The sequence below is a fragment of the Nocardia sp. NBC_01329 genome, from assembly GCF_035956715.1.
Taxonomy (GTDB): Bacteria; Actinomycetota; Actinomycetes; order Mycobacteriales; family Mycobacteriaceae; genus Nocardia.
The window spans coordinates 4393583-4415779 of the sequence record NZ_CP108381.1 but is presented as its reverse complement, the minus strand read 5'-3'; the positions used below and the strand labels follow the sequence as shown (position 1 = coordinate 4415779).

The following is a 22197-nucleotide window of genomic DNA, read 5'->3' as shown; positions in this document are numbered from 1 at the left end:
GGACGGACGGTAATGTCATTCACTGTGGTAACGGAGGATTCCCAGGCGGAGGATGGCGATATCCAGCACTCGGGCAACGAAGACGAGTTATCACCTCGTCGTGCGGCGGCGGCTGTTTTCTCCAGCCGGCTCTCGGAGCTGATCTCCGAGTCGGTCGTTTCCACCGAGGACGGGTCGACCCGCTCTCTGACGCTGTACTCGCTGGCGCAGCACCTGGAGCTGGCGTACCCGGATGTGCCGGTATCGCAGTCCGGGCTGTACCGGCTCATCCACGGTGACGCGATTCCCCGGTTGGATCTCATCATCGCGCTGGCCCGGGTATTCGACGTTCCGCCCGAGTACTTCGTCAGATAGTCGAATGCGTCCTGCGGGCGCAAACGCGGAGTCGGTAGCTTCTCGGACGCGGGAATAGCGGGCTGATCGCGGGCAATGCGGAGAAGCTAGCATCCGGTCATGCCCGAGGCGGACCCTGGAGATCTATTTCTCCGACATCGCGGCGCGATCCTCGACGCGCTGCTGTCCGATCCGTATTTCGGGTACAGCGCTGCGGACAGCTCGGTAGGTGATGCGTCCGGGCAGGCATTCGTGGACGTTCCTGATGAGCCCCCGGGTATCTCTGCCGTCGGTGCACCGGGTATCTCTACCGTCGGTGCACCGGGTGTCGCTGCCGATGAGTCGCTGTTCGGCGCGCCCGAACCGGACTTCGATGACGACCGGGCCGACTTGGGCTTCGAACCGGTCGAAACGCGGCCGCCGCGCCGTTCCACCGCCGGCCCGTCCGCCAGTGACCGGATCAACGCACTGCTGAGTGGTCAAGCGCGCGATCCCGGCGGAATGGCGCCGGACTATGCCCAGGAAGCTGCCGACCGGATCAACCGGGGTGTCCAGGACCAGCAGGAGTCGTCGGAGGTCACGCAGGCGTCCGCGTCGCCGGCCGCTGAGGAGCGAGCCTCTCCGAAGGAGATCGCGCGAGAAGTCGCCGACCAACTGCGCAAGCCGAAGGTGGCGTTGGCGGTCGCCGCGGTGGTGGCCCTGGTGATCGTGGTTCTGCTGGTGTTCACCAGTGGTGATACCAAGGAGGAGACCCGGCCGCTCGCGGTCACTCCGGCGCCCACCGTACCGGCCACGACCTCGGCCGCGGTGGAAGAAACCGGCGGCACCCTCGAGGTGAAGAACGCCGAGTCGTACTGCCCGCCCGGGAGTACCGACGGTATGGACGCGTTCAAGGGCGAGCCGGACAAGGCGTGGTCGTGCCCGCGCTCCTATAAGGTCGACGGTCAGATTCTCCGCATCGATCTCGGCAAGGAATACAAGGTCGATTCCATCGGTATCGTGCCGGGTTGGGATTATGTGGGCACTGACGGCACCGACCAGTGGGAGAAGTTCCGGACGGTGACGCGGGTGTCGTACCAGCTCGACGACGATGACAAAGAGACGGACAAGACCATCTTCACCCAGGAGACGCTCGATCAGCGAACCCTCGTGGTGACCAAGATCGAGCCGCCGGTCACAGCGAGCGAAATCGTTCTGACCGTTCTCAAGTCCAGTGGTGAAGCGTCTGTCAACACCGTTGCCATTTCCTCCATCGTGATCACCGGACAGTGAGGTGACGGCGGCATGTCCGAGGTGATCTGCCAGTATTGCGGTCACTCTGTAGGGCTTTCCGGCCCGGTCTGCTCGCACTGTGGCGCGCCCGTGCCGGAGGTGGGCAGTGCTCCCCGGCCCGCCACTGCCGAACCTTCTCCGGGAAATCCGGTGGGCCGGTCGGCGGCCGGTGAGCTGAGCGGGGTCGCCGGTCGGATTCGATCGCGACTGGTGTCGGATGTGGAGTCCGGTGTCCGGGCCCACCATCCCGCATGGCAGTGGCGGGCCGCGTCGGCGGTACTGGTGGTCGTCCTGCTGCTTCTGGTGATCCTGATGGTTCGATCGTGTTCGTTTCCGTTTCCGACCGGCGGGTTGGGCGATTCCGGTATGACGGTGCGGCCCGCGCAGGCCCTGCCCGATGCTCTACAGGGGGCCGCGTGCCGGCCACGAGATTCGGCCTCGGGTGTCGAGCAGTGCGTGGTGGCCGCCGGTGATCCAGTGCTGGAGGGCGGGCTCACCGGTGGCCGGGAGTTGACCCTGTATGTCCAGGTGATCGCGCCGGCCCAGCTCGATCAGCTCATTGCGCAGTGGCGGTCGATCGGTGCGACGGTGGTCGCCGATGACGAGGTGTTCGCCGCGGTGAGTGGCGCGTCGGCGGTGCTGTTCGCCGATACCGGATCGGGGTTGCGCCTCGATACCGGCACTTTCGTCAATCGTGCAGCGGCGCAAACCTTTCTGGCCCGATCAGGACTTCTCTAGCCCTTCCGGGCCTTCCCATCAGTGATAATGCCTGGTGACGCGCGTTACCATTTTGCTCTCTTTCAATGTGCCGTTAGGCAACGGTACGTTAGAGTGTGAGATCAGGTAGGGGACGGCAGCGGACTCGGGAAGGCCAGATTCACGGTGACCACAACACAGCACAGGATTTCGCAACAGCGGTTCCGGGGTGATCCCACCGAGCTCGAAGCAGCGTACTTCCGCTGGAGCAAATCGGATACGGCCACCCTGACCATTGCCGAACAAACCGAACTGATTCTCCATCATCACCTGGAACTCGCCGCGCACCGCGCGTCCGGCCAGGTCTCCACCAGGCTCTATCGCGCCGATGACGGTAACGGTCTCGGCGTGGCATTACAGATCGTCAACGACGATATGCCGCTGCTCGTCGATTCGGTGACCTCGACGCTCACTCAGCTGGGCGCCACCGTCACCGGCGTCGTCCACCCGGTGTTCGATGTGGTGCGCGACGAGCAAGGGCAGCTGCGCGATATCGCGCCGCGCGACGTCGACGGCCGGGCGGAGCGGGCCGACGACGAAGCACATTCCGCGACACCGGAATCCTGGATCCACGTCCAACTCGCCACACCCGTCTCCGACGAGATACTCGATCGGATCGAACGGGAAATTCCACAGGTTCTCGTCGGACTGCGCGCAGTGGACGAGGACAGCCCAGCCATGCTCGATACCTTGATCACCGTGGCCGAACGGCTGGATCGCCTGGCCGACCAGGGGAACGACGACGAGGTCGTCGAATGCGCCGCACTGCTCCGGTGGCTCGCCGCCGGGCATTTCACCGTCCTCGGTTACGGCGAACACCCGGCGGCGTCGCCCATCGGAGTACCGGAGACCGCGACACCCTTGATTCCGGGTTCCGGCCTCGGGGTACTGCGCGACGGGTCCGCCGCCGATATCCAGGGTGACCCGGTGCCGGGCCCGAATCACCAAGTCGTCCGGGTGACCAACGGTTCGGTGGATTCCCTCGTCCCGGATTCGGCGGACCTGTACTTCGTGAGCGTCACCGAATACGAACTCGCCGGCTCCGACGAGGATGCGCCGCCTCGCGCGCGAACCGAGCACCTCTTCGTCGGGATGCTCACGGTAACCGCTCTGCACGAGAACATCCTGGACATACCCTTGATCTCGCATCGGGTCCGGCAGGTGATGGACTGGGCGGGCTTCGATCTGAACTCGTTCTCCGGCCGGTCGATGCTCGAAGTGATGCAGAGCTTCCCGCGCGCCGAACTGTTCTCCGCGGATGCCCGGCGTCTGTTCGACGAGGTATCCGCGGTGATGAATCTGGGACTGCGCCGCCAGATACGGTTGTTCCTGCGACAGGATCCGCGCAGCGGCGCCGTCTACTGCCTGGTCTATATGCCGAACGACCGCTACTCCAGCCAAGTCCGGTTGCGGATGCAGGACATCGTGGGCAGCGAGTTCGACGCCGCTCGGATCGGATACTCGGCCCGGGTCACGGAGTCGGACTTGGCTGTCGTGTACTTCACCGTGCACCGCGCCGCCGGCGCGGGGGCGGCGGACCTCTCCGAGGAGAACCGGCAACGGGTCCAGGACCTGCTTTTCGCCACCACACGTACCTGGTCGGACCGGCTCGAATCCGCAGCGGCCGGAGCGACCGGCGTCGCGCCCGCGACGGCGAGTGCGTATGCCGCCGCGTTCCCCCTGAGCTACCAGCAGGAGTTCGGGCCCGAACGCGCCCTGGCCGAACTGCGTCGGCTGGAGCGGCTCGCGGACGGGGAAATAGATACGGTCCTCTACCGCACCGCGGATGCGCCCGCCGGGTCCTGGCGGTTCGTACTCTATGTGGCCGGCGCGGGTATATCCCTGAGTCGCGTGCTGCCCGTGCTGCACAGCCTCGGGGTGGAGGCCGTCGACGAGCGGCCCTACCGGCTGGATCTGAAGGACGGCAGGCGTCGCTGGATCTACGATTTCACTCTGCAGGTTCCGACGGCCCTGTTGCGTGATGCGGTGACCGACGCTGAACTCGGCACGGTCCTGGACGAGACACATCTCGCCGGCGGTCTCGCCCAGCGTTTCCAGGACGCGGTGAAAGCCATGTGGTTCGGCGCTGCCGAAACCGACGGATTGAACGAACTGGTGCTGCGAGCGGGTCTGCACTGGCGCCAGATCGTCATGCTGCGTGCCTACGCCAAGTACCTGAAACAGGCGCGATTCGGCTACGGAGTAGCCGGTATCACCCGGGTGCTGCTGGCGAACCCGGTCATGACCCGCAGGTTCACCGAGTTGTTCGAAGCCTACTTCGACCCGGACGCCGCCGACGCGGCTTCCGAGCGTACCGAGGAGATCACCGCGCGGCTCACCGCCGAAATCGACGCTGTGGTCGGGCTGGATACCGACCGGATACTGCGTGCTCTGCTCGAGCTGATCTCGGCGACCCTGCGCACCAACTACTTCCGTCATGACACCAGCGGCACACCGCTGCCGTACCTCTCGCTCAAATTCGACCCGCAGCAGCTCGACCTGCTGCCGCAGCCGCGCCCCAGATACGAGATATTCGTCTACTCGCCACGGATGGAAGGCGTGCATCTGCGTTACGGTGCGGTGGCGCGCGGCGGACTGCGGTGGTCGGACCGGCTCGACGATTTCCGTACCGAGGTCCTGGGGCTGGTGAAAGCTCAGGCCGTGAAAAACGCGGTGATCGTTCCGGTGGGAGCGAAGGGCGGGTTCGTCATGAAACGGCCGCCCGCCGTTACCGGTGACGATGCGATGGATCGCCGGGATCGCCAGGCCGAAGGGGTGGCCTGCTACCGCATGTTCATCTCGGGTCTGCTCGACATCACCGACAACCTCGACCGGGTGACCGGGGCCGTGCTACCGCCGGATCGTGTGGTGCGCCGCGACGGCGACGATTCCTACCTGGTCGTCGCCGCGGACAAGGGGACCGCGACCTTCTCCGATATCGCCAACGACGTGGCGCAGAGCCACGGGTTCTGGCTCGGTGACGCCTTCGCCTCGGGCGGCTCGGTGGGATACGACCACAAGGCTATGGGAATCACCGCCAAGGGTGCCTGGGAGAGCGTCAAGCGCCATTTCGCGGAAATGGATATCGATACGCAGGCACAGGATTTCACTGTCGTCGGCGTGGGTGATATGAGCGGCGATGTGTTCGGGAACGGCATGTTGCTCTCCGAGCACATCCGGCTGGTCGCTGCGTTCGACCACCGGCACATCTTCCTCGATCCGGACCCGGAGGCGGCGCGGTCGTTCCGTGAGCGCCGGCGCCTGTTCGAGCTGCCCCGGTCCAGTTGGGCGGACTACGACCGCTCGCTGATCAGTAAGGGCGGTGGCGTCTTCGACCGGAGCGCCAAGGCGATCGCCGTCACGCCGGAGATACGCGAATCGCTGGGGCTGGACGCCAAGGTGACGAAATTGTCTCCGCCGGAGATGATCCGGGCGATTCTGACAGCCCCGGTCGACCTGCTGTGGAATGGCGGTATCGGCACCTACATCAAGTCGAGCAGTGAGACGCACGCCGAGGTCGGCGACAAATCCAACGACACCGTGCGAGTGGATGCCGACCGCTTGCGGGTCAAAGTGATCGGTGAAGGTGGCAATCTGGGTGCCACGGCGCTGGGCAGGATCGAATTCTGCCGGCACGGTGGCCGGATGAACACCGACGCGTTGGACAACTCGGCCGGTGTGGACTGCTCCGACCACGAGGTCAACATCAAGATTCTGCTCGATGCCGTGGTTTCGAGCGGCGAGCTGGCGGTCGGCGAGCGTAACCCCCTGCTGGCCGAGATGACCGACGAGGTTTCGGATCTGGTGTTGCGCGACAACATCTCCCAGAACTTCCGCATGGGTCTGTCCAGGTCCCGGGCCGTTCCGCAGGCTGCGGTGCACCGTCGGCTGCTGAACGAGCTGGAGGTCCGCCGCGGGCTGGACCGCGGGCTGGAAGCCTTGCCCACAGATGTGGAGATGCAGCGCCGGATCACGGCCGGCGCCGGTCTCACGTCTCCGGAGCTGGCGAATGTCCTCGCCCATGTGAAGCTGGCGTTGAAAGCCGATCTGCTCGCCGGTGATCTGCCCGACAGTCCCGCTTTCGCTTCGGCGTTGCCCGCGTACTTCCCGACACCGTTGCGAGACCGCTTCGCGACCGCGATCGGTGAACATCGGCTGCGCCGGGAGATCGTCGCCACGATGGTCGTCAACGATGTGGTCGACTACGGCGGGCTCACCTTCGCCTTCCAGCTCGGTGAGGAGGTCGGCGCCACCACCGACGACGCGGTGCGTGCGTTCACCGCTGCCTGCGATATCTTCGGCCTCCGTTCTATCTGGGATCGGATCCGCACGGCTGCGATGCCGACAGCGGTACGTGACGAATTGGAGCTCGAGGTCGGCCGGACACTGGTCCGGGCGGCACGCTGGCTGCTGTTGAACCGTCCGCAGCCGATCGCCATCGGCGCGGATATCGCGCGCTATCGCGACGGAGTGGGCGCTCTGGCCGCCCGGATCCGGGATTGGTTGCCCCAGCATCTGCAGGACGACTTGTCGCAGCAGGCCGACGCGGTTGTCCGACGGGGTGCGCCGGAAGACATTGCCGGCGATGTGTTCCGGACGAGCTATCTGTTCCCGCTGCTGGATGTGCTCGATATCGCCGATATCGCCGAGCGTGACCGGGCGGAGATGGCGGAACTGTATTTCGCGCTGAACTCGCACTATCAGATCGAGCGGTTGCTGACCGCGGTCGCCGACGTCGAACAGGGGCAACGGTGGCCGACCCTGGCGAGATTGGCTGTACGCGATGACCTCTACGAATCGCTGCGCCTGCTGACGCTGGACGTTGCCGGCACCAGCGATCCCGAGGACGCGATAGGCGAGAAGATCTCGTACTGGGAGTCCACGAACAAGTCTCGACTGGCTCGGGCTGCCGCCTCGCTGGCCGAGATATTCGCCAGTGACAGCTCCGATCTGGCCACGCTGTCGGTGGCGGCGCGCCAGGTACGCAGCTTGGTCGGTAGTGCAGACCCGGGTGCGGTGGGGGCGAGCGGGGCCGCTTGACCGGACGGATACTCTGCCGCGGGGCCGGGGCCACTTCGAGTGGCCCCGGCCCCGCGGCGTATCCGGATCACGGCCGGTCGACCTGGGTTCCGCAGGCCCCGCAGTAGCGCGCGGTCGCCACGAGTTCCGAACCGCAGTTCCCGCAGTGGCGGGGAGCCCGGGCGCCGAGGTTCATACCGCAGTTGACGCAGAAACCTGCTCCGGCCGGACTGACGGCGCGGCAGCTCGCGCATTCTGGTTGCGTGGTGCTTGCTGGTGGGAGGGCAGCAGGCTGCTGGGTGGTCGACGGTGTCTCGGTGGCCGGTGGCGGGATCGGGGCCGGCGTGTTCTGTTGCAAGGCATTGATACCGAGTGTCGCACCGAGGAAGCCGCCTTCGTGGCTACCTCCGTGCGCCAGGCCCTGGCCCGCACCCAGGGCCAGTTCGCCCGCAGCGTACTGGCGGAAGTCACCGGCCAGCCGGATGTAGGTCACATCTTTGGCGAGCCGTTTGAGGCGGTCGGTGTCCTCGGGAGCCAGCGTGATGTCGAAGTTGCCCAGTCGTGGCATGCGCAGGCCGTATTCGTACAGGGTCCTGTTCGTGTGCCGCAGGACTGCGTCCTCGATTGCCGGCAGGTAGCCTGATAGGCCGAGCACCGGCCATGTCGCCTGCGAAATTCCCTGGGTGACCATGACCTTCATGCTCTTGACGAGCAAATCGGCGCACCAGGACCGGATACTCGAAGGATCGTTGAGATCGGTGGTGCCCGTCAGGGATGTGATGAGCACGGCCGGGTCGCGAATCGTGAGGGCGTACTCCCCGAACACTCGCAGTGTCACCACCTGCTCGCTGACCGGGTCGGCGATATCCGCCAGCCGCCCGCCGAACTTCAGTCCGGCGAACTCCCGAGTGGATATGAAGTACAGCTCGGCCCGGTAGAGGTTGCCGCCGGACAGCGTATCGGCGAGGGCGCCGAGAACCGGTAGCTCGTCGGCGTCTATCCGGTGGCGGCCCGGCCCCATGGCGCCGACGACCTGACCGGATTTCACGAACAGCGCGATCTCGTCGGCGTTGACGACGGCGCGTGAGTAGCGCCGAATGTTCACATCCGGCCACTTGTACACGAGTTGGTTCTTGCCGGTCTCCGGGACGGCGATGAACTCGCGTTCGAACCAGGCCATTCGGGTGCTCCTCGAGGGTTGTCGTAGTCGAGCGTATCGACGTTCAGCGGCTCGATCAATCGTGCAAATCGTGGCGTCGACCTCGGAGAACGTGAAAGTTCCTGGTTTCCAGTACGTTGCACCTACAAGTTACCTATTGATCGTGCCGCTAGATAGCGGTACATTCTTCGCAGACATGATCTGCGCCACTCGAAAGGCAAGACAATGACAACTGTTCAAGAGCCTCGGGGACAGGAGGCGCCGGCGGACTCCCTGCACGCCGAGGACGCGGGCTACCACAAGTCGCTGCGCCCTCGGCAGCTGCAGATGATCGCCATCGGTGGCGCCATCGGTACCGGCCTGTTCCTCGGCGCAGGCAGCAGGCTGCACGATGCCGGGCCCGGTCTGTTCCTCGTATACGCCGTCTGCGGCATCTTCGTATTCTTCATTCTGCGAGCCCTGGGCGAACTGGTACTGCACCGCCCGTCCTCCGGCTCGTTCGTCTCCTACGCCCGGGAGTTCTACGGCGAGAAGCTGGCCTTCGGGGTCGGCTGGATGTACTTCTTCCACTGGTGCATGACCGGCATCGTGGATATCACCGCGATCGCCACCTATGTCCACTTCTGGGGCGCTTTCAAGGTGATTCCACAGTGGACCATCGCACTGATCGCGCTGGCCATCGTGGTCGCGATCAATATGATCTCGGTGAAGTGGTTCGGTGAGCTGGAGTTCTGGGCCGCGTTGATCAAGGTCGTGGCACTGGTCAGCTTCCTGATCATCGGCACTATCTTCCTGGCCGGGCGCTTCGAGATCGACGGCGCCGCCACCGGTCCGAGCCTCATCTCCGACAACGGCGGTTTGTTCCCGACCGGATTCCTGCCGTTGATCGTTGTCACCACCGGTGTCGTGTTCGCCTACGCCGCAGTGGAACTCATCGGGACGGCGGCCGGTGAGGCCGAGAACCCCGAGAAGATCATGCCGCGTGCCATCAACTCGGTGATCGCCCGGATCGCGCTGTTCTACGTCGGCTCGCTGGTCCTGCTCGGCCTGCTGCTGCCCTACACCGCGTTCAAGTCCGGTGAGAGCCCGTTCGTCACCTTCTTCTCGAAGATCGGTATCGACGGTGCCGGTTCGGTCATGAACCTGGTGGTGCTGACAGCGGCATTCTCCAGCCTGAACGCCGGCCTCTACTCCACCGGCCGCATCCTGCGCTCGATGTCCATGAACGGCAGCGCGCCCAAGGTCGCGGGCCGCATGTCGAAGACCGGTGTCCCCTATGTCGGCATTCTCGCCACCGGAGTCATCGCCCTGGCGGGCGTGGGGCTGAACGCGCTCGTTCCCGAGCAGGCGTTCGAGATCGTGCTGAACGTTTCGGCGCTGGGCACCATCTTCTCGTGGACCGCGATCGTGCTGTGCCAGCTCCAGCTGTGGAAATGGGCCCGTGACGGCAAAGTGACCCGTCCCAAGTTCCGCCTCCCGGGCACCCCGTACACCAGTTACGCCACCCTGGTGTTCCTGGTCGGTGTGGTGCTGCTGATGCTGTTCAGCAGCGAGCACGAACAGCGGTACGCAGTGATCGCGATGCTCGTGATCGGAGTCCCGGCACTGTTCGGCGGCTGGTTCCTGGCTCGCAAGCGGGTCTTCGAACTCGCCGCGGCGCGTCAGACGCCTTCGGTCCCGGCGGCAGCCGCGTCCGGAGAGCCGACCACCACGGTGCGTATTCTGGACGAACCGGAAGACCAGCGGTAACCTACCGCGAGTCGCACGTGTACCCCGGGTTCTCGAACCCGGGGTACACGCATTCCCAAGGAAGGGAACGATTCACCAACGCGGCCCGCACCGCCGGATCACAATGGATTCTCGGTTCTTCCGCGGGGTTTGAGAGGTCGTGCATGCCGGAGCAGTCCAGCTCGTCCGAGCGTCCTGTGGTACCGCCGTGGTCGAAGCGGCGGATAGCGGGGGCCGAGATGCCCCGCCGCACCGCGCACAGCTGGTCGACGCGGCGCACGACCAGCAATGAAAACGCGAATCGGCTCGCCGCGCAGGAATCGGAGCTGACGCGTGCCGCGGAGGAGTTACTCGCCGAGTCGGGCGAAGCCGCCCCCCGCAGCCCTACCGATGCCGCGGCGCTACCAAACCCCTCTAGTGTTTTCGTCCCGGTCACTGTCGACGGACCCCCGGAGATGCCACCGCTGACCGCCGGCGCGTCGAATGCCCCGGACTTCTCGGATTTCGACCAGGCAGTCGCCGCCCTCACCGGCGACGATATCGCGCGTCTCAACAGCCTCGCCGGGCCCGACGACGACCTGGACGAGTTGCTGCTCGCCGATGACGACGACGATCTCGATCCCTTTTCGGGATTCGAAGAGGAACTGTCGGGACGCAACGCGCGGTCACGCCCGAGCTCACGGCGGCTCGGTGCGGGACTGGTCGCACTGCCCCGGGTCGACCCGGTCGATCCGGCGACAGCGGTCCTCGAGGATCCCATCGTTCCGGAGCCGAAGCGGTTCTGCTGGAAATGCCAGGTGCCCGTGGGACGTTCGGGCGCGAGCGGCCCGGGCACCGTGGCGGGGGAGTGCGCGGGGTGTGGATCGCCGTACAACTTCCGGCCGGCCCTCACGCCCGGAGAGGTCGTGGCCGACCAGTATGTGGTCAAGGGATGCCTCGCGCACGGCGGGCTGGGCTGGATCTACCTCGCGGTGGACACCAATGTGAGCGAACGCTGGGTGGTACTGAAAGGGCTGCAGAACCCACAGGATTTCGAGGCGCACGTGGTCGCGCTGGCCGAGCGGCAGTTCCTGTCCGAGATCACCCATCCGGGTGTGGTCAAGATCTACAACTTCGTCAAGCACCGCTCGGATCGCGATGTGGCCGACGGCTATATCGTCATGGAGTACGTGGGCGGGCGGTCGCTGAAAAAGCTGCTGGACCTGGCCGGCTCGGAACGGCTCCCGGTGGCCCAGAGCCTGGCCTACATGATGGAGATCCTGCCCGCGCTCGATTATCTGCATTCGTTCGGGCTGGCGTACAACGACCTCAAGCCCGACAACATCATGGTCACCGACGACGAGGTCAAACTCATCGACCTCGGGGCCGTCGCGGCGATGGAATCCTACGGAAGTATCTACGGTACGCCGGGATACCAGGCTCCGGAGATCATCGAAACCGGGCCCACCGTGGTCTCGGATATCTACGCGGTGGGCCGTACTCTCGCCGCGCTCGTTCTCGACCTGCGTAAGGACGCCAACGGCGACTATTGCGCCGACGTCCCGGCGCCCGAAGACTATCCGGTGTTACAGCGACACCCTTCCCTGCACCGTCTACTGGTTCGTGCCACGCACGAGGACCCGGTGCGGCGATTTCCCTCCGCCTACGCGATGTACTGCCAACTGGCCGGGGTGCTGCGGATGGTTCTGGCGGCCGAGACAGGGCGTGAGCATCCCCAGGGTTCGGTCGAATTCGGATCGCTGCGCGGTGATTTCGGCATAGACGCCCTCATCGGCCAGACCGACGGGATGGTGGACGGCGGTCACCGCCCTCCTGCGCTGGACGCCGTTTCCGTGGTGGCGGCTCTTCCGGTTCCCTTGATAGACGCGGACGATCCCAGTGTCGAGTTGCTCAATCCGGTGCTGCACGGCGACGCGCGCCAGACCCTCGACGCGCTCCGGCGTACCGCGGAGCGCATTGCCGCCGGCACGATCGACGCCCCGGAAACCTTCGAAGTCGAGGGTGCGCTCGCCGCCATCCGCGCTCATCTCGATCTGGGTGATCGGACGCTGGCGCTCGCATTGCTCGACACCCTGCGCCCACGTGCGGTAACCGATTGGCGCATAGAGTGGTTCGCCGGTGTGACGTCGCTGTTGGATGGGAGCTACGAGCGCGCCTATATGCACTTCGACGAAGTGCACACCATGTTGCCCGGCGAGATCGCCCCGGCGCTGGCGTTGGCGGCCACCGCCGAACTGGTGCTGCAGAATCCCGCAGACCCGGACGACACCGATCGATGGCATCGCGCGGCCGCGAATTTCTACCAGCTGGTCTGGCAGACCAATCACGGTGTGATCAGCGCGGCCTTCGGCTTGGCGCGTCGGTTGGCGGTCGAGAGTTCGCTGCTGCAGGCGGTACATGTCCTGGACGAGGTCCCGGATACCTCACGCCACCACGGCACCGCGCGGATGACCGGCAGTCTGTTACTGGTCTCGCGCCCACATCACGAGATCACCGAGGTCGACCTGCTCGATGCCGCCTCCCGGCTGGAGCTGGCCGACGAACCTCGCAGCCTGCAGCTGCAGGTCGTGGTGGTCGGTGCGGCACTGGACTGGCTGCGTTCCCGCAAGCGTCCGGCCGCGACGGATACCACGTTGCTCGGCTATCCGCTGACCGTTCCGGGGTTGCGCGCCGGCCTCGAGTCGAGGCTCCGGGCCGTGGCACGAACCGCCCCCGATTGGCTCCATCGATACAGGTTGGTCGATTTGGCCAACAGCGTACGACCGCAGACCAGGTGGTGAATGCTCAACGGAGCGGGGTCGCGCGGCGCCGACGCGCCAGTGCCACAGGTATCAGCGGCACGCTGACCAGCACGATTATCAGGAGAAGTAGCCAAAGCCAGCCGCCGAAAACGAGTGCCAGGATCAGTGCCGACACCGCTGCTACGCCGGCGAGTGCCGCAAAGAGGAGCGCTGGGTCGGTGGGGTCGAGCGGGGTGGCCGTGGGTGGTGCGGCCGGTAGATCTGTGAACATTTCGGCCAGTTCGGGCATGGTCTCCGCCGCCGTCACCGCTGCCGTGCGCTCTTCGAACTGAGCCAGGGTCAAGCGGCCTGTACCCAGGTGATCGGCCAGCTCCCGTAACGCGCGGTCGCGTGCTTCGACAGTTATTCGCGCGCCGGGTAGCTCGTTCATAACCGCAGCATAGGGAGGTCGGGCCCATCCGAAAAAGGCTCTCGATCACCACTGGCGGGAAGCCGGGTGAGTCGCGTGAGGTCGCATTCCCAAGTGTGGGGAGCTAATTAGTCTGGGCTACATATCCGCGGGCAGAGGAGTTGTGTATGTCCACTGTTTTCCAGTACCGGCGCCCGGCCTCCGAGGCATGGGATTGGCAGCTGCACGGTTCGTGCCGTGGGCTGGAGTCGATGGTGTTCTTCCACCCGGAGGGTGAGCGTGGCCGGGCTCGTGCCGCTCGGGTGCGCCGCGCCAAACAGATCTGCGATACCTGTCCGGTGCTGGACCGGTGCCGTAGCTATGCGCTGGCGGTCCGCGAACCGTACGGGGTCTGGGGTGGAATGTCGGAGGACGAACGCCGCACCCATACCCAACGGGCCGTTACTTCGAGCGCGACGAACTGAGCAGATCTGGAACCAGGAGGCTTTGAATCGGACATTTGATCGTGTCCGGCGCAGGTCGTCGCCGCGGCTTTGTGGTTTCCTTGTTATATGGCTGCTGGTGCGGAGTACACGATCGATGAGCTGGCGCGGGCCGCCGGCACGACCGTGCGCAGCCTGCGCGTTTACCACGAACGGGGGGTGCTGCCCCCGCCGCAGGTCAAGGGTCGCACCGGCTATTACAACCCGGATCACCTCAATCGGGTGCGCACGATCAGTAGACTGCTCGATCGCGGGATCAAGCTCAACGGGATCAAGGAGCTTCTCAAAGCTTGGGATCGCGGCGACGACCTCGGAGATATTCTCGGTGTCGGGTCGCTGCTCGGCGGTCTGGAATCCGATGAACCTCCACCGGACGATTCGACCGCGCCCAGCGATACTATTCCAGCCACCGACCTGCAGGAACGGTATGCCTCGGTGCCCAACGGGCTGGCGCGCATCGTGGCCGCCGGTCTCTACGAACCGGTCGATGCCGCCACCTATCGGCCCGCTGACCGCCAGCTCATCCGGATCTCGGAGCAGCTGGCCGCCGCCGGGGTCCCCGAGGCCGAGGTGCTGGGGGAGCTCGAGCGCATGCGCGCCGACAGTGATCGGATGGCCCGGCGCTTCGTCGATCTCTTCCATCGCACGGCCTGGCAGAAGTATCAGGAATCCGAGCGCGACGCCGATGACCTGGCCGAACTGACTACACAACTGCAGCTCGCCCGCATTCTGCCCGGAAAGGCGGCCGCGGAGCTGGTGAACCGGTTCGTCGCGCATTACATCGACAGCGACAGCGAACTCGCCGAGCTACCCACTGAGCCCTGAGCTGTCGCGGTCACCTCATCGGCTTCTCCGAACTGGGAACGGGGTCCGCGAGCTTTTCGCTGGATGACGGTACATTCGACGGCGGCTCTTCCGCTGGACACTCGATATCCGGCCGACCCCATGTACTTAGGTAAATTTCCGTCGCCTACGGATGCGTAACGTCGCGTCCGGGTGCAGAATCTGGTTCTTGGCACCTGATGCGGTAGATGAGGCATGGAATGGGAAGCGTGACACTGTGGATGCAGATCTCGCTCGACGGGTTCACGGAGGGGCCCGACGAGGCGGTGCACTGGCCGGTGGTCGACGAGGAGCTCTGTACCGAATACCTGGATGAACTCCGCCGGGCCGATCTCCTGCTGTACGGACGGAAGACCTACGAGATCATGGCGGCGTTCTGGCCGACCGCCGATCTCGCCCCGGTCTCCCCGTTCTATGTCGATTTCGCCCGATTCTGGCGCGTCGCGCCGAAACTGGTCGTCTCGCGGACCCTGCGCGACCCCTCGTGGAACACGAGGGTTATCGGCCCTGACCTGGTCGACGAGGTGAACCGCCGCAAGGATGCAGGTCAGAACATGGTGCTGTTCGGTGGTGCCGAGACCGCGCGCAGCTTTCTGGAGCACGAACTGATCGATGAACTCCGGCTTTTCGTGCACCCGTTGTTGCTCGGGGGCGGGGTGCCCCTGTTCCGGTCGCCGGTCGACACCACCGGTCTTCGCCTGATGGATGTGCTGACCTTCGACAGCGCGGTGGTCCAGATGCACTATCGCCAGACCGCGTGTGTGATGTGCTGAGCGTTATCTGCTTCCCGAATACGGGGCGGTCGTGAAATGACCGGGTTCCCCGGACGGTGCGTGGCGACGTGCACTAATTTACGTTCCTATGGCGGTGAGCTACCCGAACGGCGCGGCACCGCCCGCGCCGGTGACCGAGTTCTTCGGTCGAGAACGGGAGCTGGCGCACCTTCATGACCTGCTGCGGTCCGGGGCGGCTCGCCTGATCACGCTGGTCGGGCCGGGTGGCATCGGCAAGACCCGCCTCGCCGCCGAGTCGCTGCGCCGCTGTGATCCCGGTCGGCCCGTGTACTGGGCGCGCCTGGCCGAACTCGAACGCGACTGCGGCGATTCCGCGGAGAATGTGCTGCGATCGGTGGTCCGGACCGATACCCGCGATCCGGTCGCCCTGGATGTCGGTGTGGGTCCCCGCGAAGGATCGATCGCCGGACAGGCGATTCTGGTGCTGGACAACTGTGAACACGTACTCGCCGCAGTGGGCCGGGTGGTGATCGACCTGCTCACGACCACACCCGGGCTGACGATTCTGGCCACGAGCCGGGAACCCATCGGCTGGGCCGACGAGTACATACTCACGGTGCCGCCACTGTCCTCGTTCGAATCACTGCAGCTGTTCCGCCGCCGCGCCGCACTGACCGGTCGCCCGATCCGCGACGATCCGGACCAGCTGGCGATCGTGCGCCGCATCTGCCGCCGGGTCGAGCGCAACCCGCTGTTCATCAGGCTCGCGGCCGCGCGCCTACGGCATCAGCCGCCGGCCATGGTGCTGGCCGAACTCAGCGGCGATGCCGCCGACCAGCGGATGCATTGGTCGCAGAATGCGCGGTCGGGTACCGAGCAGCGGCACCGCGGCGTCTACGACGTGATCGCCTGGTCTTTCGACCTGTGCGAACCCGACGAACAATTACTGCTGCAACGTATGGCGGTGTTCGCGGCCGGCTATGAAACCGACGGGGTGGCGCCGCAGCGCAACGGGGTCGAAGCAGCCGCGGTCGCCGCGGTCTGCTCCGACGAGGCATTGCCCGCCGAGCGGGTGGCGCCGTTGTTGGAGCGGCTGGCCGAATGCTCTCTGGTCGCCACATTCCGCACCGAGACGAGTGTGCGCTGGTATCTCGTGGAGAGCGTGCGCCTGTTCGTCGGCGCCCGCCTGCGTCATGTCCCGACCGAGGCGGTCCGGGTCGCCGGCCGGCATCGCCGCTATCACCGGGATCGGGTGGTCGAGGCTCGATCACTGTGGTACGGACCGCAGGAACAGGCCTGGCTCGAATGGGTGCGCGCGTCCTGGGACGACATCCTGATCGGTATCGAAACCGGCCTCGCCGATCCCGGTGAGGCCCTGATCGGACTGGAGACGGCCTCGGTCCTGCTGTCTGTGTGGGTGCCGTTCGTCAACGGTGGGAGCCGGGCGCTGACCCGGCTCACCGCGGCGGCCCTCGATGTGACCCGCAGCGAAGCTGCCGCCGGTTACCACATCCGGGCCACCGCCCTGCTGGGCTGGTACTACCTGTGGCAGGGCGACGCCGATCGGGCAGCGGCCCTGCTCGACGACTGTGTAGCCCGCTGTATGCCGGAGGGAATCGGTGCGGTGTCCTGGCGCGCCACCCCGGAAACCGATATCGGTCTGCCCGCCTCGGTGGAATGGATCTGGGGACTGGAGCTGATGCTGTTCCGCCTGGATCCGCGCGCGATCACGGTCCTGGAGCGGGCCGGCCGCAAGTTCACCACACAGGGCGATCGGGTCGGGGTGGAGCGTGGACTGGTGTTCGCGGCGCTCGCGGCCTCCATGCTCGGCGATCCGGAAGCGGCCGAGCGGACGACTCGGCAACATCTGGAACGTTCGGTGGCCTCGGGGTCCGCCTCGGCCGCGCACTGGGCGCGGGTCGCGCGGGCCTTGGCGCTGGCCCGTTCCGACGATCCCGCCGCCGCCCTGGAACCGGCGGGCGTGGTGGTCTTCGGAGATGGAGCGGGCAGCGACACCTGGATGACCTCGTGGTCGGTGGCGGTGTGCATGCTCGTGCTCTCCCATGTGCTCGCCGTCGACCCCGCGGCGCTGGGCGCCGCGGCAGCCGCGCGGGCGCGTGCGACGGAACTGGCCTGGCTGGTAGGTGTTTTCCGGGCCTGTCACCGCACGATGGGGATCTGTATCGAGCGGGTTCCGATGGTGGCCGCGGGCGTACGGCACGCCACCGAAACCGCCACGACCATCCTCGGACCGGCGGAATTCGCCGCCGCCGAGCAGCGGGGTAGCCGGTTGCACCCGGGTGGCGAGGAGGTCCGGCAGCATCTCCGCAATCACTGGCCGGTGCGCTCGGCGACCCCGATCAGCTCGGCCGCCGGTGGTGAATTCGAACCGGCCGGGCGAGCCGAGTCGCGCTGGAATGCGTTGTCACCGGCCGAACGCGAGATCGCGGTGCTGGCCGCCGCGGGCTGGCCGAACAGTGCCATCGCCGAGCGGCGGGGCAGTTCGGTGCGCACGGTGGACGCGCAGGTCGCCAGTATCCGGCAGAAGCTGATGATCGCCTCCCGCCGGCAGATTTCCGATCATATTCCCGGCGACCTCGCCGAACGGGTCGGCGCAGAACGCACTACCGCTGGCGGCCGCCCGCGCACCCGGCGGCGGTGACCGAGACTGCCGGACAGGCGGTGATGCTCAGCGGTCTCGATCACCGACAGGCGTAGTAGTACGGCTTGTACGCGCAGACGTCGAAGTATCCGCCCTGGTCACCGTCGTAGGTGAAGCTGCGCTCGGCCGGGATCGCGTGTACCGGCTCGCTGCGGTTGCTGGGGTCGCTGGGAAAGTCGTGGGTATCGCCGTAGCTGCCGTTGCCCGGGTGGCTGTCGTCACGCTGGCTGTGGCCGGGGGTGTCGGCCGCCGCCAGCTGCGGGGCCAGGGTGGCGGGGACCACGGCGAGTGCGCCGGCGAGTGCGGCGGCGGCAACGATTCTCTTCACGAGTCCGTGGTTACGAGCGATGGTCATGGTGTGCTCCGTTTCATTTCTCGCGGATAGAACTTCTACGGTGAGTCGCTATGTGAGGGCCCGTAGTTCTATGTGCCGCTGTCTAACGGTACGGTACACGAGTGTTTGAATAAGCGAGTATGCATTTCCCAGAATTGGGAAAAGGGAAGGGCCATAGCCCTCGGGTCGGCTGCAACCGAACGGTCGATCAGCGTGAGCTGCCACGGATGGTCGCGCACCGCATAATTCGCGCCTTCTCCGGCGAGCGGTCCGAATGGCGCCGGCTTCCGGCGTGGTCTTCTGTGTGATCGTCGCGGAGCTGTGTGATCGTCACGGAGCCCGGTCGGCGCGGCAAGGCAGTTCGCTACCGGCCGTGGGCCGGCGCGTGACTAACCGGGCCAGCGCCAATTCGCCACTTCGGGAATGTCGTCGCCGTGCTCCCGGGTCCAGGTCCGGGCCCGCAGGCGCGCGTCCACCATCTCCTGGCGCAGGCCCGCCGCCTGCTGACGCAGCGCCGGGACCCGGTCGATGACGTCCATGACCAGGTGGTATCGGTCGAGGTCGTTCAACATGACCATATCGAAGGGCGTGGTGGTGGTGCCCCGCTCCTTGTATCCGCGCACGTGCAACCCGGCGTGATTGGTGCGTCGGTAGGTGAGTCGGTGGATCAGCCACGGATAGCCGTGGAAGGCGAAGATCACCGGGGAGTCGCGGGTGAACAGCGTGTCGAATTCGCTGTCCGCGAGCCCGTGCGGATGTTCTCCGGCCGGCAGCAGCCGCATCAGATCGACCACGTTCACCACCCGCACCCGCAACCACGGCAGATGTTCACGCAGGATGGCCGCGGCGGCAAGGGTTTCCAGGGTCGGTACGTCACCGGCGCAGGCGAGGACCGCGTCGGGTGTGGTGGCCGGTTCGTCCCGGTGGCCCGCCCAGTCCCATATCCCGATTCCCCGGGCACAGTGCAGTGCGGCCTCGTTGGCGGACAGCCAATCCGGCTGCGGTTGTTTACCGGCCACCACCACGTTCACATAGTGTCGTGAGCGCAGGCAGTGGTCGTATACCGACAACAGGGTGTTCGCGTCCGGTGGCAGGTACACCCGCACGATCTCCGGTTTCTTGTTCAGCACCACATCGAGGAAACCGGGATCCTGGTGGGTGAACCCGTTGTGGTCCTGCCGCCACACATGCGAAGAGAGCAGGTAGTTCAGGCTGGCCAGCGGTTGCCGCCAGGGCACCGCGGCACTCGCGTCGAGCCATTTCGCGTGCTGATTGAACATGGCGTCCACGATGTGGACGAAGGCCTCGTAACAGGTGAAGACTCCGTGGCGGCCGGTCAGCAGGTACCCCTCCAGCAGGCCTTGGCACATATGCTCGGACAGCACCTCTATCACCCGCCCGGCCCGGTCCAGTTTCTCGTCGTGGACGCCGAACTCCTCCTGCCAGTTGCGGCCGGTGACCTCGAGGATGTCCTGCAGCCGGTTACTGACCAGCTCGTCGGGCGCGAAGGTCAGGAAGTTATCGGGATTGGCTACGGTGACCTCGCGCAACCAGCCGCCGAGCACCCGGGTCGCCTCGTGGACTGCCCCGCCCGGCTCGGGGACGTCCACCGCGTGCGCACGCCAATCGGGCAACCGTAGATCGCGGACCAGCGTGCCCCCGTTGGCCACCGGGTTCGCGCTCATCCGCCGCGTGCCGGCCGGTACCAGCCGCCGCAACTCCGAGACCGGCGCGCCCGCTTCGTCGAACAGTTCCTCAGGGCGATAGGAATGCAGCCACTGCTCGAGCACCGAACGGTGCGCGGCATCGTCGCGGACCGCGGGCAACGGAACCTGATGCGCGCGGAAGGTGCCCTCCACCGGCTTTCCGTCCACCACCGGCGGTCCGGTCCAGCCCTTCGGCGTCCGGAGCACGATCATCGGCCACCGCGGCCGCGTCGGATCGGAGCCGTCCCGGGCGGCGCGCTGGATCTGCGCGATGCGTTCGAGGCAGGCGTCCATCGCCCCGGCCATATCCTGATGCACCTGGGCCGGATCTTTCCCGGCCACGAGCAGCGGTTCATAGCCGTAACCGCGCAGCAGCGAGACGAGTTCGGTCTCCGGAATGCGGGCCAGCAGGGTCGGGTTGGCGATCTTGTATTCGTTGAGCGCGAGAATCGGCAGCACCGCGCCGTCACGCGCCGGGTTCAAGAACTTGTTGCTGTGCCAGCTACCCGCCAGCGGACCGGTTTCGGCCTCACCGTCGCCGACCACGCAGAAGACTGTCAGATCCGGATTGTCCAGGGCTGCCCCGAACGCGTGCAGCAGTGAATAGCCCAGCTCCCCGCCCTCGTGGAAAGACCCGGGTGTCTCCGGCGCGCAGTGACTGGGCACACCTCCGGGAAAGGAGAACTGGGCGAACAGCGCCCGCATACCCTCGCCGTCGCGGGGCACGTGGCTGTAGAGCTCGGAGTAGGTGCCCTCCAGCCACGCGCATGCGTTGGGGCCGGGGCCGCCGTGCCCGGGCCCGGCGACGAACACCGCGTTCAGGTCCCGTGCTGTGATCTGCCGATTCGCGTGCACCCACACCAGATTCAGGCCCGGTACGGTACCGAAGTGGCCGAGCAGGCGGGGTTTGATGTGCTCGCGCACCAGCGGTTCGCGCACCAGCGGATTACCCATCAGATAGATCTGACCGACCGACAGATAGTTGGCTGCCCGCCACCACGCGTCCAGGGTCTCCAGCTCGTCGGGATCCAACGGACCCGATGCCGTCGTCGACAGCACATAGGGCTCGGGTGCGACGGATTCCGCACCGTCACCGCCCATATTGTCGGCTCCGGTATCCCCACCTGCACTCGCCAACTGCGTCATACGCCGAACCTCCTGGAGGTCGTGGTCGCACCGGGCTGCCCGCACGCCGAGCGCGGGCAGACACCACGATAGCTGGAGGTGTGCCGCGATATGTCTCGACGGCGGTGCGCTCGCGCACGGACAGACGCGGTGCGCTCGCGCACGGACAGACCCGGCGACCGCACCGCGATGCTCGCCCCGACCGCGGACCCGATCACCTCCACACGAAAGAAGTCGTCGCGCCCGAGTGTCCGATGCGGCGGCGGTAGGGTGCGGCGCATGCAGACAATCGGCAGGATCATCGCTGTCGCCGCCGTCGGCGCGGCCGCGTTCGGCCTCACCGGCTGCGGCTCGGACGACACCGGCGGTACCGCGACAACCAGCACGGCGGCCGATCAGCCGGGCGGACAGGTCGCACCCTCCGAATCGAAAGGCCGCGAATGCGTGGCCGACGATATCGAGGTGAAAGGAGGCTTCGGCGAGGTCCCGCAGATCACCATTCCCGACGACTGCGACCCGCCGAAACAACTGGTGGTCAAGGATCTGGTCCCGGGATCCGGACCCGGTGCGGCCTCCGGACAGCAGCTGACCATGAACTACGCGCTGGTCACCTGGTCGGACCGACAACAGCTCGACTCGTCGTTCGATCGCGGCGAACCCTTCGAACTCACCCTCGGCGACGGAATGGTGATCCCCGGATGGGAACAGGGCCTCGAGGGGGTCCAGCAGGGTGCCCGGCGGTTGCTGATCGTCCCGCCCGACCTGGGTTACGGAGCCGGGGGCAACGGGGTGAAGCCGAACGAAACGCTGGTGTTCGTCACCGACGCGGTGGCCGTTCCGCAGAACTGAGTTTCCGGCGCCGACCGCGCGTCACAGCTGCGCACCCACCGGGTG

General features: G+C 66.1%; 15 protein-coding genes. 11 read left to right on the top strand and 4 right to left on the bottom strand.

The window, feature by feature from the left end:
* Nucleotides 1-12 precede the first annotated feature (12 nt).
* From OG405_RS19970 to OG405_RS19955, 4 genes are all read left to right on the top strand, one after another.
* Entirely contained in the window at nt 13-354 is a 342-nt protein-coding gene (locus OG405_RS19970) for a helix-turn-helix domain-containing protein (RefSeq protein ID WP_327147993.1), read from the top strand.
* A 99-nt stretch (nt 355-453) separates the two neighbouring features.
* Nucleotides 454-1605, top strand: a complete 1152-nt coding sequence (locus OG405_RS19965; protein ID WP_327147992.1) for a discoidin domain-containing protein — start codon at nt 454-456, stop codon at nt 1603-1605.
* 12 nt (nt 1606-1617) lie between these two features.
* A complete protein-coding gene (locus OG405_RS19960) occupies nt 1618-2343 on the top strand; it encodes a hypothetical protein (protein WP_327147991.1) in 726 nt (241 codons plus the stop codon).
* A 144-nt stretch (nt 2344-2487) separates the two neighbouring features.
* Nucleotides 2488-7401, top strand: a complete 4914-nt coding sequence (locus OG405_RS19955) for an NAD-glutamate dehydrogenase (protein ID WP_327147990.1) — start codon at nt 2488-2490, stop codon at nt 7399-7401.
* Between the two features lie 67 nt (nt 7402-7468).
* On the opposite strand, the gene OG405_RS19950 is transcribed toward OG405_RS19955, so the two are convergent.
* Nucleotides 7469-8560, bottom strand: coding sequence for an SPFH domain-containing protein (locus OG405_RS19950; RefSeq protein WP_327147989.1), 1092 nt, complete (start codon nt 8558-8560; stop codon nt 7469-7471).
* A 204-nt stretch (nt 8561-8764) separates the two neighbouring features.
* Here OG405_RS19950 and OG405_RS19945 point away from each other — a divergent pair, with 204 nt between their 5' ends.
* The gene (locus tag OG405_RS19945; protein WP_327147988.1) at nt 8765-10288 is read left to right on the top strand and encodes an amino acid permease; all 1524 of its coding nucleotides are present in this window, start codon (nt 8765-8767) and stop codon (nt 10286-10288) included.
* A gap of 143 nt (nt 10289-10431) precedes the next feature.
* The gene (locus tag OG405_RS19940) at nt 10432-13047 is read left to right on the top strand and encodes a serine/threonine-protein kinase (RefSeq protein ID WP_327147987.1); all 2616 of its coding nucleotides are present in this window, start codon (nt 10432-10434) and stop codon (nt 13045-13047) included.
* Between the two features lie 4 nt (nt 13048-13051).
* On the opposite strand, the gene OG405_RS19935 is transcribed toward OG405_RS19940, so the two are convergent.
* Nucleotides 13052-13438, bottom strand: a complete 387-nt coding sequence (locus OG405_RS19935; protein ID WP_327147986.1) for a DUF1707 SHOCT-like domain-containing protein — start codon at nt 13436-13438, stop codon at nt 13052-13054.
* 146 nt (nt 13439-13584) lie between these two features.
* On the opposite strand from OG405_RS19935, the gene OG405_RS19930 reads away from it, so the two are divergent.
* The 4 genes from OG405_RS19930 (at nt 13585) to OG405_RS19915 (ending at nt 18138) form a co-directional block, all read left to right on the top strand.
* On the top strand, nt 13585-13881 hold the full coding sequence (locus tag OG405_RS19930; protein WP_327147985.1) for a WhiB family transcriptional regulator: 297 nt from the start codon (nt 13585-13587) through the stop codon (nt 13879-13881).
* Nucleotides 13882-13968: 87 nt separating this feature from the next.
* Complete coding sequence (locus OG405_RS19925) at nt 13969-14724, top strand: MerR family transcriptional regulator (protein WP_327147984.1); 756 nt, start codon at nt 13969-13971, stop codon at nt 14722-14724.
* Between the two features lie 218 nt (nt 14725-14942).
* Entirely contained in the window at nt 14943-15515 is a 573-nt protein-coding gene (locus tag OG405_RS19920; protein ID WP_327147983.1) for a dihydrofolate reductase family protein, read from the top strand.
* A 94-nt stretch (nt 15516-15609) separates the two neighbouring features.
* On the top strand, nt 15610-18138 hold the full coding sequence (locus OG405_RS19915; protein ID WP_327147982.1) for an ATP-binding protein: 2529 nt from the start codon (nt 15610-15612) through the stop codon (nt 18136-18138).
* Between the two features lie 40 nt (nt 18139-18178).
* Here OG405_RS19915 and OG405_RS19910 read toward each other — a convergent pair whose 3' ends face one another.
* The gene (locus tag OG405_RS19910) at nt 18179-18493 is read right to left on the bottom strand and encodes a hypothetical protein (RefSeq protein ID WP_327147981.1); all 315 of its coding nucleotides are present in this window, start codon (nt 18491-18493) and stop codon (nt 18179-18181) included.
* 368 nt (nt 18494-18861) lie between these two features.
* Nucleotides 18862-21279 (bottom strand): phosphoketolase family protein, encoded by a 2418-nt coding sequence (locus OG405_RS19905; RefSeq protein WP_327152420.1) that lies wholly within the window; start codon nt 21277-21279, stop codon nt 18862-18864.
* 303 nt (nt 21280-21582) lie between these two features.
* Here OG405_RS19905 and OG405_RS19900 point away from each other — a divergent pair, with 303 nt between their 5' ends.
* Nucleotides 21583-22152: an FKBP-type peptidyl-prolyl cis-trans isomerase gene (locus OG405_RS19900; protein WP_327147980.1), complete on the top strand. Its 570-nt coding sequence runs from the start codon at nt 21583-21585 to the stop codon at nt 22150-22152.
* The last annotated feature ends 45 nt before the right edge of the window (nt 22153-22197 follow it).